This window comes from Pseudomonas saponiphila (genome assembly GCF_900105185.1).
In the GTDB taxonomy this organism is placed as follows: Bacteria; Pseudomonadota; Gammaproteobacteria; order Pseudomonadales; family Pseudomonadaceae; genus Aquipseudomonas; species Aquipseudomonas saponiphila.
The window spans coordinates 830,270-848,574 of the sequence record NZ_FNTJ01000001.1 but is presented as its reverse complement, the minus strand read 5'-3'; the positions used below and the strand labels follow the sequence as shown (position 1 = coordinate 848,574).

Below are 18,305 nucleotides of genomic sequence, written 5' to 3'. Positions count from 1 at the left end.
GGGAGAGGAAGATGGCGGCGCCGCGAGTAGCCATGCGAAACATCAAAGAATGTCTGCGCCTCAAGTTTGAGGCCGGCTTGTCCCACGAGAAGATTGCCCGTGCCTTGCAGCTGTCCAAGGGCGTGGTTAGCAAGTACATCGCGGCGGCGCGGGTGGCCGGGCTGGACTGGCCGGCGCTGGTGGCCATGGACGAGGCCGCGCTGGCGGCCGCCTTGTTTGCACCGACGTCGACGAACAAGCCGCGCGGTGAGCGAGTGCTGCCCGATGTGCTGAGCATCCACCGCGAGTTGCGACGCAAGGGCGTGACCTTGCAGCTGCTGTGGGAGGAATATCTCGCCGCGCATGCGGGCCAGCCGACCTACCGCTACACCCAGTTCGTCGAGCACTACCGGCGCTACGCCCAGACGCTCAAACGTTCGATGCGTCAGCTGCACCGTGCGGGCGAGAAGCTATTCATCGACTATGCCGGGCCGACGCTGCCGGTGGTCGACCCGGCCACCGGCGAAGTGCGCCGGGCGCACATCTTCGTCGCCGCCCTGGGCGCCTCGAATTACACCTATGCCTGCGCGACGCCAGGCGAAACCCAGGTGGACTGGCTGACCTCGCTGGGCCAGGCTCTGACCTACTTTGGCGGCGTGCCGGAAATGGTTGTGCCGGACAATCCGCGCGCCCTGGTCGCCCAGCCGGATCGCTACGAGCCGGGCCTGAACCGGGCCACGCTGGAGTGCGCGCGTCATTACCAGACGGTGATCCTGCCGGCACGGCCACGCAAGCCTCAGGACAAGGCCAAGGCCGAGGTGGCGGTGCAGGTGGTCGAGCGCTGGATCATGGCGCGGCTGCGCCATCGGCAGTTCTTCAGCCTGCATGCGCTTAACCAGGCCATCGCCGAGCTGCTGGAGGATCTGAATCGGCGCCCGTTCAAGCGGCTCGATGGCTGCCGGCGCGACTGGTTCGAGCGCCTGGATCGCCCGGCCTTGCGAGCGCTGCCGGTGCATCCCTACGAGGTCGCCACCTTCAAGCGCTGCAAGGTCAGCATCGACTACCACATCGAGGTCAATGGCAGCTTCTACAGCGTGCCCTCCGCCCTGGCCCGGCAGAACGTGGACGTGCGACTGACGGCACACACCCTGGAAGTGCTGCATGGCAACCGGCGGGTGGCCAGCCACCTGCTGCTGGGGCGACGCGGCGCTTACAGTACCCAGCGCGAGCACATGCCCGCGGCGCACCAGGCGCATCGCGAATGGACGCCACAACGCCTGCTCGACTGGGGCGCGCGGATCGGCCCCTACACGCGCCAACTGATCGATCACCAACTGACCCACAAGCCGCACCCGGAGATGGGCTACCGCGCCTGCCTCGGCCTGCTCTCGCTGGCCCGGCGCTATGGCAATGCACGCCTGGAAGCCGCTGCCGAACGTGCCGTACACCTGCGCGCCTTCACCGGGCGCAGCGTGCGCAACCTGCTCCAGCAAGGCCTGGATCAACAGCCGCTGCCCCAGCGTGCCGCCGAAACGACCTTACCCGGCGACCACGAGAACGTCCGTGGCGCCGACTACTACCAACCCCCGCAACAGGAGCTGTTCGATGATGCCGCAACACACCCTGAATCAACTGCACCAGCTACGCCTGGACGGCATGGCCCGCGCCCTGGAAGAGCAATGGACGCTGCCGGCCAGCCACAGCCTGAGCTTCGATGAACGCCTCGGCCTACTGCTCGACCGCGAACTGGCCTGGCGTGACAACCAGCGCCTGGTACGGCTGCGCAAGAAGGCCAAGCTCAAGTACGCCAACGCCTGCCTGGAAGATCTCGACCGCCGCACCGGACGCGCCCTGGACGAGCGTCTGATCGCCACCCTGGCCAGTGGCGACTGGATCCGCCAGCAGCACAACCTGCTGCTGACCGGCCCGACCGGTGCCGGCAAAACCTGGCTGGCCTGCGCCCTGGGCAACCAGGCCTGCCGCCAGGGCTATAGCACCCTGTACCTGCGCACCCCGCGCCTGCTGGAACAACTGCGCATCGCTCATGGCGACGGCAGCTTCGGCCGTACCCTGCAACAGCTGGCAAAGGTCGACGTCCTGGTGCTGGACGACTGGGCGCTAGCCCCGCTGGAGGAAGGAGCCCGGCATGACCTGCTGGAGGTGATCGACGACCGCGCTGGCAGCCGCTCCACCATCCTGACGAGCCAACTGCCCATCGAGCACTGGCACGGCTGGATCAACGACCCGACCCTGGCCGATGCCATCCTCGACCGCCTGGTGCACAACGCCTACCGACTGACGATGAAAGGCGAGTCGCTGCGCCGAAAAAAAGCCGAGGAACAAGCCGCATCGTGACCGATGCGATTACAATCCAGAACCCGCGCAACCGGGGTGGAAGCACCGGTCACGTATTAGCGAAACGCTCGGTCACGTTCACCGAAATCCGCACCCGGGCCGCCCCGCTGGACTGCAGCCACATCGAGGTCAGCGAACAGGTCGATCGCTGTGCCCAGCAAGACAAGGAACGGGCCGACAATGCCCTCAATCAGAGCTATCAGGCGCTCTTGGCACGGGTGCACAACCTGTATCCCAGCAGCCTGCTGCAAGAGCAGGAATACCTCGGCAAGTTGAAGAACGCGCAGCGGGCCTGGATCAAGTACCGCGACAGCACCTGCGTGCTGGAAGCCTTCGAAGTGGCGCCGGGCAAACCGGCCCACGTCACCCTGATCAACCGTTGCGTGACCCGCCTGAGCAACGAACGTACCCGCTACCTGGAGCAACTGCTGCCCGAATAGCCGCCCGCCGGGTCATGCGCAATGGTGCAAGGCTCGGCGGCCGCTTTCGCCGGCGAGCCGGCTGCTAGGCGATGGCGCCGGTAGCGGCGGGCTTGCCCGCAAAAGCGCCATCAGGGCGCCGAATGCCGGTAGAACCGGCGGGAGCCGAGGCCATGGGCAAGCAGGCACACCAGGCTGCCGAGCCAGGCGAAACCCAGCATGCCCAGGCAGGATTCGCGCTCGCGCAGGCGCTGCTGGCATTGCTCGGCGCTGTCACACCGGGCAACGCACCAGGGCTGATCGTCGCGGGTACAACCCAGCAGGTAACCCCGCAGATGACTCAGCACCAGGGGCTGTCCGGGTAGTTGTGCGAGCGGCACCTGGAGCCGGGTCAGCTCGGGGCTCAAGCGCAAGCGTTGGCGTTCGCCGCTATCGAGGTCTTCGACCAGCAGCGCCCCCGCCTCCACCCTGACCACCCAGGCACTGAGGCTGTCGGGGCTGGCGCCTTCCAGGCCATAGTCCACCAGGGTACTGGTCCAGGCCTCGATCAGGACGAATACCAACCCCAGCACAAAGCTCACCAACGCCACTTGCAGCAGTGGGGCGAGGGCGGAGAAATTTCGCAAGGAACACAGCGTCGAACGAATCAAGACAGCTCCCGGAAACCCTGGCGCGGGCCGCGTTTTTCCGAGAGATTAGCGGGAAAAAACCAAGGGCTGAAAGCCATTTTTCAGCCCATTTTCAGGGTAGATTCATCGGCCTTTTGGCGAAGGCTCTAGCTCGCTGTTTCGCTTGATCACAAGCTGATGAAGAAATTTCCTACCCCTGATCCACGGCGCAGGATCCTCGCGCCAGCGGCAGCTCCTCGCCCACGCGGCCGCCGAAGTAACCGGCACTGATCACCCCCACTGCGCCCATCAGCGCGCAATAGATCACGCAGATCCACGGGCTCCAGGGCATCAGGGCGATCAGCAGCAACGGGGTGGTACTGGCCCAGAGGGCATAGGCGATGTTGTAGGTGAAGGAGATCCCCGAGACCCGAATCCGCGGTGGAAACAGGCTGACCATCACCGAGGGCACCGCCCCCACCACACCGCAACCCAGGCCGGCAATGGCGTAGGCCAGGCCGATCCAGGTGCCGCCGCTGATCAGGCAGCCATAGAGCACGGCGATGCCCAAGGGCAGCAGCAGGCTGTAGAGCATCACCGTGCGCCAGGCGCCAAGGCGGTCGACGATCAGCCCCGCCAGCACGCAGCCAATGTTGAGGAAGACGATGCCCAGGCTGCTCAGGGCAAAGGTGTGGCTGGCGCTCATGCCGAAGCTTTTCTGCATCATGGTCGGGGTGATGACCACGAACACCACCACCGCCGAGGTCAGCACGCAAGTCAGGATCAGCGCCGGCAGGATCGCCAGCCGGTGCTCGCGCAACACGGTGCGCAGGGGCAGTTCCGCGGCGTTCTCGCGCTGCTCCTGCAACGCCATGAACACCGGGGTTTCACTCAGCCAGCGGCGCAACCAGACGCCGATCACGCCAAACACCCCGCCCAGCAGGAAGGGATAGCGCCAGGCGTGGTCGAGGATTTCCTCGGGGCTGAAGACCCGCGCCAGCAGGGTCGCGGTCAGCGCGCCCAGCAGGTAGCCGAAGGTCAGCCCGGCCTGCAGGAAGCCCAGGGCATAGCCGCGATGGGCCCGTGGCGCGTGCTCGGCGACGAACACCCAGGCGCTGGGCACCTCACCGCCCACCGCAGCGCCCTGCAGCACCCGCAGCGCCAGCAGCAGCAAGGGCGCGAAATAGCCGATCTGGGCGTAGGTCGGCATGATTCCGATCAGCAGGCAGGGCAACGCCATCATCAGGATGCTCAGGCTGAAGACCTTCTTGCGCCCCAGCCGATCGGCGAAATGCGCCATGAGAATGCCGCCCAGGGGCCGGGCCAGGTAGCCGGTGACGAAGATCCCGAAGCTTTGCAGCAGGCGCAGCCATTCGGGCATTTCCGGGGGGAAGAACAACTGGCTCAGGGTCAGGGCGAAAAATACGAAGATGATGAAATCGTAGATTTCCAGGGCTCCGCCCAGGGCGGCCAGGCCCAGGGTCTTGTAGTCGGCGCGGGAAAAGCGCGCCGGCGACGACTCGGTGGAAGGGGTCATGAACGCAACTCGATGGCAGCACAAAGCAAAGGCGCTCATGGTCTACGCAAAAGATCCGGGGAACAACCCGTTCCCTGCCCTGGGCTGGTTTTCCGCGATTTTCTGTACCTTGAACGGCCGCGCTCCAGGCCAATAATCAGGCACTTTCCCACCCCAGCAGAATCAGGAAAGTCGTCATGAGCAGCCATACCCGCACCCAGCGCCTGAGCGTCCCGCAACTGGTGGCCATGAAGGGCCGGCAGAAGATCGTGTCCCTCACCGCCTACACCAGCCACATGGCACGGCTGATGGACCCTTTCGTGGATTTCATCCTGATCGGCGATTCCACCGCCATGGTCGGCTACGGCCGTACCTCGACCCTGGACATGAGCCTGGCGGAGATCATCGCCCACACCCGCGCCGTGGTGGCCGGCAGCCGCCTGGCCTGCGTGATCGCCGACATGCCCTTCGGCAGCTATCAGGAATCCCCGCAACAGGCCTACCGCAATGCCGCCGAGGTGATGGCACGCACCGGCTGCGCCGCGCTCAAGCTGGAGGGCGGCCAGGCCCTGGCGCCCACCGTGGAGTTCCTGGTGCAGCGGGGTATCCCGGTGATGGCCCATATCGGCCTGATGCCGCAGTTCGTCAATCAGATGGGCGGGTTCAAGGCCCAGGGGCTCGACAGCGAGGCGGCCGGCAAGATCGAGGCCGATGCCCGGGCCCACCTTGAGGCCGGTGCCTTCAGCCTGTTGCTGGAAGGGGTGGCCGAACCCCTGGCGCGGCGCATCAGCGACTTTTCAGCGATGCCGACCATTGGCATCGGCGCCTCCCCGGCCTGTGACGGCCAGGTGCTGGTGACCGAGGACCTGCTGGGGCTGGGCGGGCCCCAGGTGCCTCGCTTCGTCAAGCAGTACGCCGATGCCGGCGCCCTGATCAGCCAGGCCTGCGAACGCTTCGCCGCAGAAGTGCGGGAGCAGGCCTTCCCGCAGCTGCAGCATTGTTATGGGGTGGTTGAGGACGCCTGACTCACCACATGCGCCAGTTGCCCAAGGGCGCCCTGGATGTCCTTGCTCCAATCCAGGGTGAAACTCAGGCGCAGGTGCTGCTGCCACAAGCCCTGCTGACTGAAGATGCCCCCCGGCGCAATGACGATGCCCTCGGCCAGCAGGCGCTCATAGACCCGGGTCATCAGCACCGGGCGCCGCGCCTCGACCCACAAGGTCGCGCCCCCGGCGGCCAGCGGTGCGTGCAATTGACCGCCCGCCTGCTGTTCCAGCAGCCGGTGCAGCTGTTGCATGCGCAGGCTCAGTTGCCCCCGCAGTTTCACCAGGTGCTGGTCGACCCGCCCGGAACTGAAGAGCCGTGCCAGCGCCTTCTGACGGATCGGCGACAGGCGAAAGGAACGTTCGAGAAACTGGCGCTGCAATTGCGGGCCCAGGCTGCGGCTCAGCAGATAGCTCAACGGCGCCTCGGCACCGACGGCCTTGTCCAGGGAGGCGAACACCAGCAGGCGCTCCGGATCGGCAAAGTCCCGATAGCGCGCGGCGCCCGGCACAAAGCTGAATTCACCGTAGCTGTCGTTCTCCAGCAGCCAGATCCCGCGCTCGCTGAACCAACGGCACAGTTGCTGTTTGTCGACCGCGGGCATCAGGCTGCCGTGGGGGATATTCACCGTCGAGGACAACACCGCCAGACGTACCGGCTCGCGCTGCAGCAACGCCTGCACCTGCTGCAGATCGAAGCAGCCGGCGCCGTCCAGGGGCAGTTCGATGATCCGCAGGCGCGCCGCCCGCAGCAGGCGCAAGATCGCCCAGGAACAGGGCGACTCCACCAGTACCACGCTGCCGGCCAGGTCCAGGGTCTGCAACAGCAACTCCAGCACACTGCGCAGATCAGGCCCCAGGTACACCTGGTCGGCCTGCCAGTAGTCGCCGCTGGAGCGGGTATAGCGCCGGGCCAGTTCGCTGCGCAGTTCCCGCTCGCCCAGGGGCTGGTACAGCGGCGCCGAGTTGCGCGGGTACTGCCGGGCCAGTTCGCGTTCGGTCATCAGCAGGGGTTGTTCCAGGGACAGCAGCATCGCCGGCGCGTCGCTGCACAGCGCCAGGCGCCCCGGCTGGCGAGCCTGGGCATAAAGGTTGTCGAGCAGGTCCGCCCCGGCTTCGGGCAAGGGTGCCGCGGCCAGGGCCCGGGTGAAATAGCCCTGGCGCGGCCGCGACTGGATGCGCCCTTCATCCTCCAGCAGGGCGTAGGCGTACTTGGTGGTGGACAGGGAAACCTTCAGCCGCTGCGCCAGCTCGCGCAGTGACGGCAAGCGTTGCTCCTGATCGCTGGCGGCGTTGTCGATCCACTGCGACAGGTAGCGGTAGACCGCCTGGTAGGCGAAGGATGGTTGGCGCTGCACCGCTTCAGTTGCCCTTGGCCATGGCGATGGCCGCCTGGATCGCCGCGCGGGCCTGAGGGCTGTTTTTCCAGCAGCTGGAACCGACCAGAGCCGAGGCCTGGGTCACGATATCCAGGGCATCGGCGGCGGCCAGCTGGGCCAGGGAGGTGATGCCCAGTTGTTCCAGGCGACCGACCACCGTCGGGCCGACACCCTTGATCTTGAGCAGTGCGGCGCGTTCTTCGGAGGAAAATGACATCGACGTTGAATCCTTTGCAGTCCGTGGCAATTGCCGCATTCTTGCACAGTTCTCGGCCGCCTCAGCCTGGGGCGGCCGACCTCCTTATAAACATAAGAAACCCGAGGTATTCACGTGGCCGCTGATATTCAAGATAGCCGCTCCGCCCGCTTCGCCCTGCGCTGTTCGAACTGGGCCGAACGCTGGTTTCCCGACTCCTGGGTGTTTGCCGCGCTGGCGGTGATCATCGTCGCCCTGGCCACCCTGGCCATGGGCGCCAAGCCCACCGACGCCGCCATGGCCTTCGGCGACGGTTTCTGGAGCCTGATCCCCTTCACCATGCAGATGGCCTTCGTGGTCATCGGCGGTTATGTGGTGGCCAGCTCGCCACCGGCGGTGAAACTGATCGACAAGCTGGCGCGCATTCCCAAGAACGGCCGCTCGGCGGTGGCCTGGGTGGCGCTGATTTCCATGGTCGCCTCGTTGCTCAACTGGGGCCTGTCCCTGGTGTTCGGCGGGCTCCTGGTGCGGGCCCTGGCCCGGCGCACCGAACTGCGCATGGACTACCGCGCCGCCGGCGCTGCCGCCTACCTGGGCCTGGGCGCGGTATGGGCCCTGGGTCTGTCGTCCTCGGCCGCGCAGTTGCAAGCCAACCCGGGCAGCCTGCCGCCGTCGATCCTGGCCATCACCGGGGTGATTCCTTTCACCCAGACCATCTTTCTCTGGCAGTCGGGGGTGTTGCTGCTGGCCCTGATCGTCGTCTCGCTGATCGTCGCCTACGCCACCGCCCCGGGGCCCAACAGTGCCCGGGATGCCCAGGCCTGCGGGGTCGATCCAAGCTTCAGCATGCCCAAGCCGCAACCGCGGACCCGCCCCGGCGAGTGGCTGGAGTACAGCCCGCTGCTGACCCTGCTCCTGGCGCTGCTGGCCGCCGGCTGGCTGTATCACGAGTTCGCCACCAAGCCGGCGATCACCGCGATTTCCGGGCTCAACACCTACAACTTCCTGTTCCTGATGGTCGGCGCCCTGCTGCATTGGCGCCCGCGCAGCTTTCTCGACGCCGTGGCCCGGGCGGTGCCCACCACCACCGGGGTGCTGATCCAGTTCCCCCTGTATGGCTCGATCGCCGCGCTGATGACGGTGGTCAAGGGGGTGGACGGCCAGACCCTGGCCCATCACATCTCGACCTTCTTCGTGCAGATCGCCTCCCACGACACCTACGCCCTGTTGATGGGCCTGTATTCGGCGGTGCTGGGCTTCTTCATTCCCTCGGGCGGCGGCAAGTGGATCATCGAGGCGCCCTATGTGATGCAAGTGGCCAATGACCTGCAGTACCACCTGGGCTGGGCGGTGCAGATCTACAACGCTGCCGAAGCCCTGCCGAACCTGATCAACCCCTTCTACATGCTGCCGTTGCTGGGGGTACTGGGCTTGAAGGCCCGCGACCTGATCGGTTTCTCCTTCGTCCAGCTGCTGGTGCACGCGCCCCTGGTGCTGGTGCTGCTCTGGGCCCTGGGCACCACCCTGGCGTACTTGCCGCCGGTACTTCCCTGAATGCCCGCAGGCCCGCTGCCGCTGAACGCAGCGGGCCTGTGGACAATCCTGTTTCGACGCAGATTTCAGATGATTCCCGAGCGATCGCAGTGGACTCTTGAAGCATTCATGTAGTCTTTGCGTCATATTCGATTGCTACCGTGCGACCGAAATATTTTGTAACGAACTCTCAGATCGACGAGCAAGGACCCGACATGAGCGACGATACCGATCAGCGTGACCTCCCCGAAACCACCGCCGACCAGCCCACCGATTCCAGCCGCCGCCGCTTCCTCGGCGGCGTTGCCGTTCTTGGGGTCGGCGCCACCCTGAGCGCCTGCGCCAAGTCCGATGAGCCGGCAGGCAAACCGCAGGAGCGGCCACTGTCTCCCGCGGAACTGGACAAGGCGCTGCGCGAGCAGGTGAAGAACGTGGTGGTGCTGTTCGCCGAGAACCGCAGCTTCAACAACCTGTTCGCCAACTTCCCCGGGGTGGAGAAGCCCTTGTCGGCGCTCAAGCCCGAGGCGTTCCAACAGCGCGACCGTGACGGCAGCCTGCTGTCGAAACTGCCACCGGTCTGGGGCGGCATTCTCCAGGTCGGCCCGCAAACCCTGGACGGCGTCACCTACCCGGTGGAAACCCAGTTCCAGGAAAACCTGCCCAACGCGCCGTTCGCCCTCAAGGCCCCCAGCGGCGAGGACCTGCCTCTGGGCCTGGTGACCCGCGACCTGTGGCACCTGTTCTACCAGAACCAGATGCAGATCAACGGCGGCAAGAACGACGGCTTCGTGGCCTGGGCCGACTCCGGCGCCCTGACCATGGGCCACTACGCCCAGACCCGCTATTCCCTGCGCCTGTGGGATGTGGCCCGGGAATTCGTGCTCTGCGACAACTTCTTCCAGGGCGCCTTTGGCGGCTCGTTCCTCAACCACCAGTACCTGATCAGCGCCAAGGTGCCGTTCTACCCGGACGCCGCCAACTCGGTGGCCAAGTCGCAGATCGCCACCTTGCAGGGCGACGACCCCAAAGGCACCCGCCTCAAGCCCCTGGACAAATCCCCGGCCAGTGCCATGGACGGCGCCCCGCAGTTCGGCCCCAGTGCCCTGACCCCGGACGGCTACGCAGTCAACACCATGGCCCCGCCCTACTGGCCGACCTGGATCCGCGACCCGGAGCGCCCGGACTACGCCAAGCCCGACCTGCCCAGCGTGCTGGTGCCGCAGACCCACGAGCACATCGGCGACAAGCTGTCGAAGAACAACGTCGACTGGGCCTGGTACGGCGGCGCCTGGCAGGCGACCCTGGAGCAGTTCAAGGATTCCGGCGGGATTCCCAAGATCCCCAACTTCCAGTACCACCACCAGCCGTTCAACTACTTCCTGCGCCAGGGCCCGGAAAACCCCGCCGAGCGCGCCAAGCGCCTGCGCGACGGCGGCCTGGGGGATGAGTCGAGCACCAACAAGTTCTTCGCCGACGCCGAAGCCGGCAAGCTGCCCGCGGTGACCTTCTACAAACCCCAGGGCAACCTCAACCTGCACGCCGGCTATGCCGATGTGGCCGCCGGCGACCGGCACATCGACCGCGCGTTGAAAGTGCTGCAGGAAAGCCCGCAATGGAAAAACATGGTGGTGATCGTCACCGTCGACGAAAACGGCGGCTGGTGGGACCACGTGGCACCGCCCCAGGGCGATCGCTGGGGCCCGGGCACGCGGATACCGGCGCTGGTGGTGTCGCCGTTCGCCCGCAAGGGCACGGTGGATCACACGGTGTATGACACCGCTTCGATCCTGCGGCTGATCACCCGGGTGTTCCAGCTGGAAACCCTGGACGGCATCAAGGAACGCGACGAGGCCATGATCGCCCGGGGCCAGAAGCCCATGGGCGACCTGACCAACGCCCTGCACTTCAGCGTCTGACCCCGGCGGGGCCCGCAACGGGCCCGCCAGCCAGCGCAGGGCCGAAGCTCAAGAGCGGCTTCGGCCCTGCGGCAACGGCGCCAATAATAGCCATGTGACATCACGCACTTTACCCATCCACCCGACGGGTAATATCCTGCGCGCCACTTATTTGTTTCATCAGTTTTCCGATTGGAAAGGGAGTTCGTCGTCATGATCGTAGGCATCGACCTGGGGACCACCAACAGTCTGGTGGCGGTCTGGCGCGACACCGCCAGCGAGCTGGTGCCCAACGCCCTGGGCCAGTTGCTCACCCCCAGCGTGGTGGGGCTGGACGATGAGGGCCGGGTGCTGGTGGGGCAAGCCGCCAAGGAGCGCCTGCACACCCACCCGCAACTGACCAGCGCACTGTTCAAGCGCTACATGGGCAGCGCCACCGAAGTGCGCCTGGGAGATCGCCTGTTGCGTCCGGAAGAACTCTCGGCCCTGGTGCTCAAGAGCCTCAAGGAGGACGTCGAGCGCGCCTACGGCGAGCCGGTGGAAGAAGCGGTGATCAGCGTGCCGGCCTATTTCAGCGATGCCCAGCGCAAGGCCACGCGCATTGCCGGCGAGCTGGCCGGGCTGAAGGTGGAAAAGCTGATCAACGAACCCACCGCGGCGGCCCTGGCCTACGGCCTGCACCAGCGCGACAAGGAAACCTCGTTCCTGGTCTTCGACCTCGGCGGCGGCACCTTCGACGTGTCGATCCTGGAGCTGTTCGACGGGGTCATGGAAGTCCGCGCCAGCGCCGGCGACAACTTCCTCGGCGGCGAAGATTTCGACAGCCTGCTGCTGGAGCACTTCATCGAGCAGCAAGGCCGGACGGCGGACTTTCCCGAGCGCCAGAGCGTGCTCCAGGCCCTGCGCCGCGAAGCCGAACGGGTACGCCGTGCCCTGGGCCAGGAACCCAGCGCCGAGTTCAGCCTGCGGGTCGATGGCCGGCAATGGTCCCAGACCATCACCCAGGCGCAGTTGGCCAGCCTCTATACGCCCCTGCTGGAACGCCTGCGGGCGCCCATCGAGCGGGCCCTGCGCGACGCGCGGATCCGCGTCAGCGACCTGGATGAAATCCTCCTGGTGGGTGGCGCCACCCGCATGCCCCTGGTGCGCAAGCTGGCGGCGGGGCTGTTCGGGCGCTTTCCGTCCATCAGCCTCGACCCCGACGAAGTGGTGGCCCAGGGCGCGGCGGTCCAGGCCGCCCTCAAGGCACGCTCCGCGGCCCTGGAGGAAGTGGTGCTGACCGACGTCTGCTCCTACACCCTGGGCATCGAAACCTCCCAGCAGTACGGCAACCAGATCGAGGGCGGGCACTACCTGCCGATCATCGAGCGCAACAGCGTGGTGCCGGTGAGCCGGGTCAAGACCGTGCAGACCCTGCACGACAACCAGGAACAGGTGCTGCTGAAGATTTTCCAGGGCGAGAGCCGCCTGGTGCGCGACAACGTCGCCCTCGGCCAGCTGGAAATGCAGGTGCCCAAGCGCCCGGCCGGCGAAGTCTCGCTGGACGTGCGTTTCACCTATGACATCAACGGCCTGCTGGAAGCCCAGGTGAGCATTCCCCTGACCGGTGAAAGCCGCTCCCTGGTGATCGAGAACAACCCCGGCGTGCTGACCCCGGAAGAAATCCAGCAGCGGCTCAAGGCCCTGGAGCAACTCAAGGTTCATCCCCGCGACCAGCAGGTCAACACCCTGCTCAGTGCCCGCCTGGAGCGCCTGTATCAGGAAAGCCTGGGGGAATTGCGCGAGCAGATCGGTTACTGGGCCGGGCAGTTCCAGCAAGTGCTGGACACCCAGGACGAGCGCAAGATCCGCGAAGTGCGCAACCAGCTCAGTGAACAGTTGCAGAGGCTGGAAAACGGCCACTGGCACTGAGGAGCGGCGACATGGACTGTTGGACCCTGCTGGAGCTGCCGGACGATGCCGATGAGCGCAGCATCAAGCGCAGCTACGCCAAACGCCTGAAAACCACCCGCCCCGATGAAGATGCCGAAGGCTTCCAGCGCCTGCGCGAGGCTTATGAGCGGGCGCTGCAATTGGCCCGCTGGCGGGAAGACGAAACCGACGACGGTTGTGCCGAGCCCGTCGCCGCGGCTCTGCCTGGGGACAACCTGCAGGCCTGGTCGGGCCTGGTTGAAATGAGCCCGCCCCTGGCGCCCATGCCAGCAGCCGCTGTCGCGCCAACACCGGCACAGGCCCTGCTCAAGGGCCTGACCCTGGAGAACCTGCCACAACGCTGGCCGGAGGCTCAGGCCCGGGAATGCGCCCAGGACTTCCAGAACCTGCTGCTGGAGCATTGCTGCAAGCACCCGGAACAGCGCGCGCCCCTGATCGATTGGGCGGTTCGACACCTGGATTGGCTGACACCCTGGCAAAGCCTGTCGATGAGCGAGACGCAACAACGCTCGCTGGTGGATGCCCTGCTGAGCTATTACCGCCAGGCCCTGGAAGAACAACTGCAGGCCAACCAGGAACGGGCGTTCCTGGCGCTGTTGACGCAATACAGCGAACGGCCCTGGCTGCAGATTTTCGATCACCGTCTGCAATGGCAAAGCACGGTGTTGATACTGCTCAACGAGCAACAGTGGAGCGTTCCCCTGTTCGAGCGGGTCTGCCAAGTGTTCGGCTGGGATGAACAACGCGGCGCCATTCCGGAGCCGGCCTGGATCTGGCAACAACTGGTCCAGCGCTGTGAGCAGGAGGCCTTCTACCAGGACTTGCAACACAAGCTGCAGCAGGAGCACAGCTGGGCGCCGGAGGTGCTGGCGGCGCAACTGCTCGCCAAGCCCCTGTCCCCGCGCCAACAGCGCAATCTCACCCGCGGCTTTACCCAGAATGAATGGCAAGCCTGCCAGCAGTTGGCACAGACCCTGACCTGGCGCTTCCCTCAACTGATCGAACGCCTGCCGCAGAGTGACGTGTTCTATTGGCAGAAATTCATGCCGCAATCCTCCACGACGGGTGAAACATGGGTGCGAGCCTGGCTGGGCATCGCGCTGGCGCTGACCCTGTTTTTCATTCAGGAGCGCCACGACCCGCCCTTGCATGCGGCCATCTTGGCGGCACTGGGCGGCTGGCTGGCGGCAGTGCTCGGGCTGCTGGCCCTGACCGCCTGGAACGCCCTGGCGCTGCGCATGCTTGATCTGGACCTGTGGCTGAGTGAACGCCTGATACCGAAATCGCTGCACAGGCCGCCGTATCGAAGGCTACTGCGCCACGGTATTCCCTTCCTCGCCTTGATGGCGCTGTTCGCCAGCCTGCTCGGCCTGCTGGGCATGCTGACGTATCTGGGCTTTACCCTGATTGGCGTCCTGCACCACAAGCGCATCGGCCAGGTGAGCGAAGCATTCAGGCTCAAGCACCCCTGGCTGAGCGTCTTGCACTGGTCACACTTCAGTCCCTGGCAACCGGTTTTCTTGTTGCTGATGGTCGGCGTCATCCACGCTTGCCAGGTGTTCTACCCGGCCTTCCCGCTGACCCGGCTGCTACCAGGCTGAGCCCCGTACATGGGGGGCAGATTTTTTATCCGTTGTCTTTCTCTATCCACGGCGGTGTTCCAGTATGAACAGCCCCCGTGGAGGGGTTCACGCTGAAAAGGATCTGAGCATGTTCAAATTCGCAGGAATCACCCTCGCGCTGACCGCTGCCGCCTTGAGTACGACGGCCCGAGCCGATGTCGAGGTCGACCTGGGCAGCCCCCAGCGCGTCACCCAACTCTTCGCCTACCCCAACAACTGCAACGTGATCTGCTATCGCAACTGGACCCTTGAGGAGACGGTGGCTCACTACCTGACCCAGAGCGTGCAGCGTGACGGCTACAGCACGGCCAAGGTCAGCGTCAAAACCGTCAGCGACAAGGTCGTGGCCTCCATCAGCGGCGTGCCCCAGGGCTACGACAAGCCGTTGAGCGCCCTGCTCGATGCCGGCGACCTGGCCTACAAAGGCGCCAGCCAGCTCAACAGCGACGGTCATTGGGAATACAGCTGGTATCTGTTCCTGCCCCTGGGCATGGCCCTGGAAAACCGCAAGAGCGTGGAGCTGCTGCACTTCCCGCCTGACTATTCGCTGACCCACTTCCAGGACTATCTGGAATCGGCCACCACCGACCGCTGGGCCTCGTTGCTCACCGTCAACGGCATCGCCGCCGAGCAGACCCCGGCCTACCAGACCATCGTCGATATCGCGCCGATCGCCGCGCCTTCCAGCGCCGGCAAGAGCCTGGAAGGGGTCTATGGCTACTTCAACAGTTACCAGACCACCATGGTCAAGCAGGTCAGCCAGACCGCCAGCGGCGCGGCCCTGCCGATGGTGGCTTTCGGCACGCCGGTGCGCAATTGGCTCAAGCAGCAATACGGGGTGACGGTGAATGTGCTGGGCCTGGCGCAGATCAGCCCCAGCGAAGGGGTGAAGGTACCGGTCCTGGGCGCCAACCACCCGAGCTACATCTGGTACGCCGCGGACCCGGCCAACTATGACAACGACGAGGCCAAGGCCGACGCCGCCGGGCTGAAAGTCATGGGACAGGATTTGAGCGCGGCCTGCTGGCAGGCCGGCATGGGCAGCAAGCCGGGGACGGATCCGAGCACCCTGCTCAGCAGTTGCACCCAGACCTGGCAGGTGACCCAGAAAGAGCAGACCTGCGAGTTGTTCTACACCTCGGTACGCAAGCTGACCGAGCAGCAGGCCGCGGCCAAGTGCAGCAGCGCACCGGTCACGACCCAGCTCAAGCAGCTCAAGGCTCCAGCACCGGCGCCAAGCACCGAGGTGCCGCACCTCTGAAGTCCGCCGCTGGCCGCTGCGTCTTCACGCAGCGGCCAGCCCGCATTCAGACGGCGCCGAGGGGACGCAGGCGATATTGCGGTGGCAGCTGTTCGAAACCGCTGATGGTCGTATCCAGGCTCTTCCAGCGACCGTCCTTGATCCCGTAGATGCAACCGTGGATCGACAGGCTCTGCCCGCGATGCCAGGCGTTCTGCACGATGCTGGTGTGGCCGACGTTGGCCACTTGCTGGATCACGTTCAGCTCGCACAGGCGGTCGACCTGTTCTTCTTCGGTGGCCAGTTTTGCCAGCGCCTCGCGGTGCTCGTAGTACAGGTCACGAATCGAACGCAACCAGCCATCGATCAGGCCGAACTGGCGGTCCTGCATCGAGGCGCGCACACCGCCGCAACCATAGTGGCCAGTGACCAGGATGTGTTTGACCTTGAGTACATCCACCGCGTACTGGATCACCGACAGGCAATTGAGGTCGGTGTGCAGCACGACGTTGGCCACGTTACGGTGCACAAACAGGTCGCCCGGCAACATGCCGACGATCTCGTTGGCCGGCACCCGGGCGTCCGAGCAGCCGATCCACAGGTACTCCGGAGTCTGCTGGCGAGCCAGCTTGGAGAAGAACTCCGGGTCTTCCTGCTTGATCGCTTCGGCCCAACGCGCGTTGTTATCAATCAGATCTTGTAGTTCGTTCATGCTGTGAAGCCTCAAGAATGATGCGCAGGTATGACAGACGAGTGCCCGTCGGGGTCACGCCAATAACTGCAGATACCGGTTATCCCTGCCGGGGAATCTTCACCGGGGCTGTGGGTCCACCCTGCAAGCCCCTGAAGTATGAGGAATCGCCATGACCGAATCACGACGCCCCTTCAGTGCGCCCCAGCCCGAGCCGATCGACGATGACCTGAGCCCGGAAACCCTGATCCGCGAGGATGGGGCCCGTTCTGCCCGGGAAGTCGGGGTCGATAAACCGGCGGACTGGGATCTGAGTATTGTCGATGCCACGGACATTGGGGGTGGCAGTGGTCTGGATGAAGCCGAACTGGCGCGTCGCGACCCGCTGGACGGCAAACCCTGAGCCTGACGCCACATTTAATGACGCCCTCTCCCGTAGGAGCCGGCTTGCCGGCGAAGAGGCCCTCAAGCCATACATCGCCGCGAATGGCGCCTTCGCTGGCAAGCCAGCTCCTACGGCGGCCTGCGTGCTGGTTGCAGGCTCAGTCGACCAGGGTGCAGGCCATCACCAGGGCGTCTTCGCGGCCACCCACAGCCGGGTAATAGTCGCGGCGACGCCCGACTTCATTGAAGCCATAACGTTCGTACAGCCGATAGGCGGTCTGGTTGCTGGAACGCACTTCGAGGAAGCACTCCCGGGCATTCTTCTGGTAGGCGCGCTTCATCAGCTCTTCCAGCAAACGCAGGCCCAGGCCGCGGCCCTGGCTTTCCGGCTTGACGGTGATATTCAGCAAATGGGCTTCGTCGATGATCACCTGGATGACGCCGTGGCCCACTTGCTGGCTGCCTTCGAACATCAGCCAGACTTCGTAGGACTTGAAGGCATCCATGAAAATGCCCCGGGTCCAGGGATGACTGAACGCGGCATATTCGATTTTCAGGATGGCATCCAGGTCCGCCTCGGTGGCCAGGCGGAAGGTCAACGCGTCACTCATCGGTCATTGTGCTCATCAGTGCTTTTCCAGCGCGTCATCAAGCGACGCATGGCTTGCCAGACATCAGCCTTACGCTGTGGCTCTTCCATTAATAGTTCCAGGCCGGGCAAGGCCCAGGCCGAACCCAGGCCTTCGACCTGCAGTTCACGGTTGTAGGATTCAGCGTTGGCTTCCCCGGCGAAACGTACTGCCGGCAGGCCGATCAGCCACAGGCAGACGCAAGGCTCTTCTTCGATGCGCACGCCGACGAAGGCCTGGACGAAGTCGCGGGCGGCTTCAGGCCCCTGGTCGAGGTTGCCCCGGGTCAGCATCGGCCAGCGCACCGGCTCGGCGAGGATCTGCGGGCTGTCCGGCAGGCCGGCGGCGCGCAGCATGTCCTTGAGCAGCAGATAGGCCGGGTCGCGGCTCTGGAAGGCTTCCCCTGTGGGTAACTCCACCAGCAGCAGGCAACGGCCGGCCCGCAACAGTTGCAGGGCGAAGCGCGGCGGCGGAACCACTGGCGCCTTGACCACCGGAGCCGGGGCTTCTTCGCCATCGGCCACCGGCTTGCTGGCTGACTTTGCAGGCGCGGTGGAAGGGCGCGGCACCTCGATTTTCGGCCGCTCGCCGGTCCTGGCCGCCGGCGCTGCCGGGGCTTTGGCTTCGACCACCGGGGCAGGCGGCGCCTGCACCTCGGGCTCCGGCAAGGCCAGCAACTCGGGGCGCGAAGGGGCGGCAAAGGGCAATTCGCTGCGCGGCAACCAGCTGACCACCTGCATGGCGGACAGATAAGCGCGACGACGGGACTCGATAAGCAAAGGTCGGCCACTTGTGGATAACTGAGGTGGGGGATTCTACCGTCCTTCGGCAAAGATCGCCTGCTGTTGATTGCCCACAAAAGCGACTGTCCGTCTCATACCTGG

At 65.3% G+C, this 18,305-nt stretch carries 16 protein-coding genes and 1 pseudogene; 10 read left to right on the top strand and 7 right to left on the bottom strand.

The annotated features are described in order from the left end of the window. Positions 1 to 11: 11 nt before the first annotated feature. The 3 genes from istA to BLV47_RS03990 are packed head-to-tail and all read left to right on the top strand — an operon-like array spanning position 12 to position 2,774. Complete coding sequence (istA, locus tag BLV47_RS04000) at positions 12 to 1,697, top strand: IS21 family transposase (protein ID WP_062838241.1); 1,686 nt, start codon at positions 12 to 14, stop codon at positions 1,695 to 1,697. Next, the gene (istB, locus tag BLV47_RS03995; protein ID WP_062838242.1) at positions 1,585 to 2,334 is read left to right on the top strand and encodes an IS21-like element IS1474 family helper ATPase IstB; all 750 of its coding nucleotides are present in this window, start codon (positions 1,585 to 1,587) and stop codon (positions 2,332 to 2,334) included. The genes istA and istB overlap by 113 nt, the downstream gene beginning before the upstream one ends. After that, positions 2,331 to 2,774, top strand: a complete 444-nt coding sequence (locus BLV47_RS03990; RefSeq protein WP_244168838.1) for a lysozyme inhibitor LprI family protein — start codon at positions 2,331 to 2,333, stop codon at positions 2,772 to 2,774. Before istB ends, BLV47_RS03990 begins: the two co-directional genes overlap by 4 nt. A gap of 110 nt (positions 2,775 to 2,884) precedes the next feature. Here the strand turns inward: BLV47_RS03990 and BLV47_RS03985 are convergent, their stop codons facing one another. Then, positions 2,885 to 3,379, bottom strand: coding sequence for a hypothetical protein (locus tag BLV47_RS03985; RefSeq protein ID WP_208605245.1), 495 nt, complete (start codon positions 3,377 to 3,379; stop codon positions 2,885 to 2,887). 193 nt (positions 3,380 to 3,572) lie between these two features. After that, positions 3,573 to 4,898 (bottom strand): MFS transporter, encoded by a 1,326-nt coding sequence (locus BLV47_RS03980; protein WP_092310132.1) that lies wholly within the window; start codon positions 4,896 to 4,898, stop codon positions 3,573 to 3,575. A gap of 176 nt (positions 4,899 to 5,074) precedes the next feature. Between BLV47_RS03980 and panB the strand changes: the two genes are divergently transcribed. Then, entirely contained in the window at positions 5,075 to 5,902 is an 828-nt protein-coding gene (gene panB, locus BLV47_RS03975) for a 3-methyl-2-oxobutanoate hydroxymethyltransferase (RefSeq protein ID WP_092310129.1), read from the top strand. Here panB and BLV47_RS03970 read toward each other — a convergent pair. Further along, complete coding sequence (locus BLV47_RS03970) at positions 5,878 to 7,278, bottom strand: aminotransferase-like domain-containing protein (RefSeq protein WP_092310126.1); 1,401 nt, start codon at positions 7,276 to 7,278, stop codon at positions 5,878 to 5,880. The genes panB and BLV47_RS03970 overlap by 25 nt on opposite strands. Positions 7,279 to 7,282: 4 nt before the next feature. After that, on the bottom strand, positions 7,283 to 7,516 hold the full coding sequence (locus BLV47_RS03965) for a Pathogenicity locus (protein WP_092310123.1): 234 nt from the start codon (positions 7,514 to 7,516) through the stop codon (positions 7,283 to 7,285). A 114-nt stretch (positions 7,517 to 7,630) separates the two neighbouring features. Between BLV47_RS03965 and BLV47_RS03960 the strand changes: the two genes are divergently transcribed. From BLV47_RS03960 to BLV47_RS03940, 5 genes are all read left to right on the top strand, one after another. Further along, positions 7,631 to 9,049: a short-chain fatty acid transporter gene (locus BLV47_RS03960; RefSeq protein WP_092310120.1), complete on the top strand. Its 1,419-nt coding sequence runs from the start codon at positions 7,631 to 7,633 to the stop codon at positions 9,047 to 9,049. Between the two features lie 194 nt (positions 9,050 to 9,243). Next, a complete protein-coding gene (locus tag BLV47_RS03955) occupies positions 9,244 to 10,944 on the top strand; it encodes an acid phosphatase (RefSeq protein ID WP_092310117.1) in 1,701 nt (566 codons plus the stop codon). A gap of 192 nt (positions 10,945 to 11,136) precedes the next feature. Beyond that, on the top strand, positions 11,137 to 12,834 hold the full coding sequence (locus tag BLV47_RS03950; protein WP_092310114.1) for a molecular chaperone HscC: 1,698 nt from the start codon (positions 11,137 to 11,139) through the stop codon (positions 12,832 to 12,834). Between the two features lie 11 nt (positions 12,835 to 12,845). Next, positions 12,846 to 14,456 carry a J domain-containing protein gene (locus BLV47_RS03945; RefSeq protein WP_092310111.1) on the top strand — a complete coding sequence of 537 codons (1,611 nt, stop codon included), beginning with the start codon at positions 12,846 to 12,848 and terminating at the stop codon, positions 14,454 to 14,456. Between the two features lie 109 nt (positions 14,457 to 14,565). Next, positions 14,566 to 15,738 carry a hypothetical protein gene (locus tag BLV47_RS03940; RefSeq protein WP_092310108.1) on the top strand — a complete coding sequence of 391 codons (1,173 nt, stop codon included), beginning with the start codon at positions 14,566 to 14,568 and terminating at the stop codon, positions 15,736 to 15,738. 46 nt (positions 15,739 to 15,784) lie between these two features. On the opposite strand, the gene can is transcribed toward BLV47_RS03940, so the two are convergent. After that, on the bottom strand, positions 15,785 to 16,429 hold the full coding sequence (can, locus tag BLV47_RS03935; protein ID WP_092310105.1) for a carbonate dehydratase: 645 nt from the start codon (positions 16,427 to 16,429) through the stop codon (positions 15,785 to 15,787). Positions 16,430 to 16,619: 190 nt separating this feature from the next. Here can and BLV47_RS03930 point away from each other — a divergent pair. Beyond that, positions 16,620 to 16,811: pseudogene (locus BLV47_RS03930) on the top strand (serine kinase/phosphatase); the annotation flags it as partial. 139 nt (positions 16,812 to 16,950) lie between these two features. On the opposite strand, the gene rimI reads toward BLV47_RS03930, so the two are convergent. After that, on the bottom strand, positions 16,951 to 17,403 hold the full coding sequence (gene rimI, locus BLV47_RS03925; protein ID WP_016963566.1) for a ribosomal protein S18-alanine N-acetyltransferase: 453 nt from the start codon (positions 17,401 to 17,403) through the stop codon (positions 16,951 to 16,953). Further along, positions 17,400 to 18,200: an energy transducer TonB gene (locus BLV47_RS03920; protein ID WP_092310099.1), complete on the bottom strand. Its 801-nt coding sequence runs from the start codon at positions 18,198 to 18,200 to the stop codon at positions 17,400 to 17,402. Before BLV47_RS03920 ends, rimI begins: the two co-directional genes overlap by 4 nt. Positions 18,201 to 18,305: the final 105 nt, after the last annotated feature.

Bases quoted from the DNA above. Each gene is read 5' to 3' on its own strand.
- rimI (WP_016963566.1), bottom strand. From the start codon at position 17,403: ATGAGTGACGCGTTGACCTTCCGCCTGGCCACCGAGGCGGACCTGGAT.
- panB (WP_092310129.1), top strand. From the start codon at position 5,075: ATGAGCAGCCATACCCGCACCCAGCGCCTGAGCGTCCCGCAACTGGTG.
- BLV47_RS03950 (WP_092310114.1), top strand. From the start codon at position 11,137: ATGATCGTAGGCATCGACCTGGGGACCACCAACAGTCTGGTGGCGGTC.
- BLV47_RS03980 (WP_092310132.1), bottom strand. From the start codon at position 4,898: ATGACCCCTTCCACCGAGTCGTCGCCGGCGCGCTTTTCCCGCGCCGAC.
- BLV47_RS03940 (WP_092310108.1), top strand. From the start codon at position 14,566: ATGTTCAAATTCGCAGGAATCACCCTCGCGCTGACCGCTGCCGCCTTG.
- BLV47_RS03965 (WP_092310123.1), bottom strand. From the start codon at position 7,516: ATGTCATTTTCCTCCGAAGAACGCGCCGCACTGCTCAAGATCAAGGGT.
- istA (WP_062838241.1), top strand. From the start codon at position 12: ATGGCGGCGCCGCGAGTAGCCATGCGAAACATCAAAGAATGTCTGCGC.
- can (WP_092310105.1), bottom strand. From the start codon at position 16,429: ATGAACGAACTACAAGATCTGATTGATAACAACGCGCGTTGGGCCGAA.
- BLV47_RS03955 (WP_092310117.1), top strand. From the start codon at position 9,244: ATGAGCGACGATACCGATCAGCGTGACCTCCCCGAAACCACCGCCGAC.
- istB (WP_062838242.1), top strand. From the start codon at position 1,585: ATGATGCCGCAACACACCCTGAATCAACTGCACCAGCTACGCCTGGAC.
- BLV47_RS03945 (WP_092310111.1), top strand. From the start codon at position 12,846: ATGGACTGTTGGACCCTGCTGGAGCTGCCGGACGATGCCGATGAGCGC.